Source organism: Brevibacillus sp. SKDU10 (assembly GCF_001645205.1).
In the GTDB taxonomy this organism is placed as follows: domain Bacteria; phylum Bacillota; class Bacilli; order Brevibacillales; family Brevibacillaceae; genus Brevibacillus_B; species Brevibacillus_B halotolerans.
Map to the genome: position 1 here is coordinate 1 of NZ_LSSO01000183.1, position 2,533 is coordinate 2,533.

2 protein-coding genes are annotated in these 2,533 nt (G+C 42.6%); both read right to left on the minus strand.

All coding sequences use genetic code 11. The features are described from left to right. A partial coding sequence (locus AYJ08_RS17410; RefSeq protein WP_231929145.1) for an ABC transporter permease occupies positions 1 to 1,381 on the minus strand: 1,381 nt, incomplete at its 3' end. Between the two features lie 83 nt (positions 1,382 to 1,464). Further along, positions 1,465 to 2,533 (minus strand): ABC transporter ATP-binding protein (locus tag AYJ08_RS17415; protein ID WP_064018778.1); only part of this gene is annotated, 1,069 nt, incomplete at its 5' end.

Below are 2,533 nucleotides of genomic sequence, written 5' to 3' on the forward strand. Positions count from 1 at the left end.
GACGTACAAAATAAGCCAAGGGTAAAATCCAGATCGTTCCCACCAAAACCTGATTAAACCCAAATAGATGCGGCTGGCTAAAAGCAGCCAGTAGGTTAACACCCACCACGGTGCCAGGCAATGCCCATGGAAGCATAATCAGGATATCAAGTAAAGCTTTCCCTCTGAATTTCAGACGAATCATAGCATAAGCTGCCGCTACTCCAAAGATGGCATTGCCAAGGGTAGCAAAAAAACTCATCTCAAAGCTAGTAAAAATCGGCCTCCATGTCTTACTATCTGTAAACAAGTCAAGATAATGAGAAAACGTATAAGCTGGCGGTAAAATCTGCACTGTCCAGCTAGCATCTACTGAGAAGGACAAGAGCACAATCACAAGGATCGGCAGCAGAAGAATAACAACACCAATCGTAGAGAGCACCATTGCTGTATACCGACCTGCCTTACTTTTGACCTCTGTACGATGTACGCTAATCCCTTTGCTCTGATTCTGATAATTACGCACACCTTGATACCAGCGCATCAATAACAAAAACAAGATTGAGACGATCGATAATATCGTAGATTGTGTTGCTGCCATCTCTAGATTGCCGTTGGTGCGAGATAAATAGATTTGCATCGTCATAGTGCGATCAATTCCAAAGATAAGCGGAGCCGTATAGGAGGCCATCGCAATCATAAATACCAGCAAGGATGACGCTACAATGGCTGGCGTTAGCATAGGCAAAATGATACGCTTCCAGACGACGAATCGAGTAGCGCCAAGATTGGCTGCTGCTTCTTCAAGAGAAGGATCTAATCCTTTCAATGCAGCCGTGATTGTCATGTAAAAATACGTGTACATCGTAAAAGTATGAACAAGCAGTACGCCCCAAATGCCTTTTAGTGAAAAAGGAACCTGCTGAAGCTGAAAGAATGCTTGTAAGCCTCGGGGAATAATTCCACTTTCTCCATATAAAAAAGTAAAGGAAAGCACCCCAATTAAAGGGGGGAGTGCCATCGGAACCATGGCTAATACAGACAGAATTTTACGCCCTGGAAAGTCATAGCGTTCTAATAAAAATGCTAGACTTACTCCTACGATGCCACATGTAACCACACTAAGCACCGAGATGTATAAGCTGGTCCAAAGAGCTTCCAGATTTGCCGTATGCTCCAAGCTAAAAAAATGAGTATAATTAGCAAGTGTAAACTGTTTATCTATTCTCATACTTTGCAAAAAGGTCTGTCCTAACGGATAAATAACATAGGCTAGCAAGATAAGAAATAAAGGAGAAACTAGCACATAGACAAAAGAGTTGGAGTTCAAAAGCTTAAGGTAGCGATGTGCAGTGGTTTGGGGTATATGCTCAGTTTGCGATGCTTTCGGTCGAGTATTCATCTAGTACCTCCCCTATCCGTCCAGAAAACTAAGTGAAAAGCTGAAACGCTTGCTCTCGGAGCCTTTAAAACGGCACGATTCCATTAGTCAGGCTCTCTTTTAGAAATAAAATAAACATTAGCTTTCGGAATAAATAAGGTAACCATCTCTTTGCGCTGTTTGATTGGATTGCCCGCATGGATAGACAAGACTCTCAAAGTTTGTTTATCACCGACTTTACAAACATATGTCACACTAGCCCCAGTAAATTCAGAGAGGCCGATTTGACCATGCAATTGGTTCGGTTCGTAGACATCTTGTTGTTCAGGATTGATATCCCGAACCCTTTGCTGATCATTTACAATCTGTACAGCTTCTGGACGAATACAGAGAGATACCTTGGCACCCACTTTGATACCCTCGCTATTTGATGAATAGTCTCGATACCCTGTTACAAGTAAATCAGGCTCTACTTGTACAGTAGCTTCCTCTCCATTTATCTGTACAACCTCGCCTTCCCATACATTTGTTTCTCCGATAAAAGAAGCCACAAACGGAGTAGACGGTCGATTATAAATATCTTCAGGTGCACCAATCTGTTGCACTTCTCCATTTTGCATCACCATGATGCGATCGGACATCGACATTGCTTCAGCCTGATCATGGGTCACATAGATGGTGGTAATACCCAGTTCCAATTGCAGCCGTTTTATCTCGATACGTGTCTCTTCTCGCAACTTCGCATCCAAATTGGATAATGGTTCGTCTAATAATAGAATGGAGGGTTCTATAACTAATGCTCTTGCCAGAGCCACACGCTGTTGTTGTCCCCCGGATAATTGATCCATTCGCCTATTTCCATATCCGTTCAGACGTAGGAGTCTCTGTGTCTGCTCTACTTTGTCTTTGATCTGCGCTTTAGCAAGCTTGCGTACCTGCAAACCAAAGGCTATATTTTCAAACACTGTCATATGAGGGAAAAGAGCATAATTTTGAAACACCATACCTGTATTTCGTTTGTGTGGCGGAACGTATGTCATATCAGCATTCCTAAATAAAATACGCCCCTTGGTGGGATAGTAAAAACCCGCGATCATGCGTAAAATAGTAGTTTTCCCGCATCCGCTTGGTCCAAGAAATGTGAAAAATTCCCCCTGTTTAATCTCAATGTGA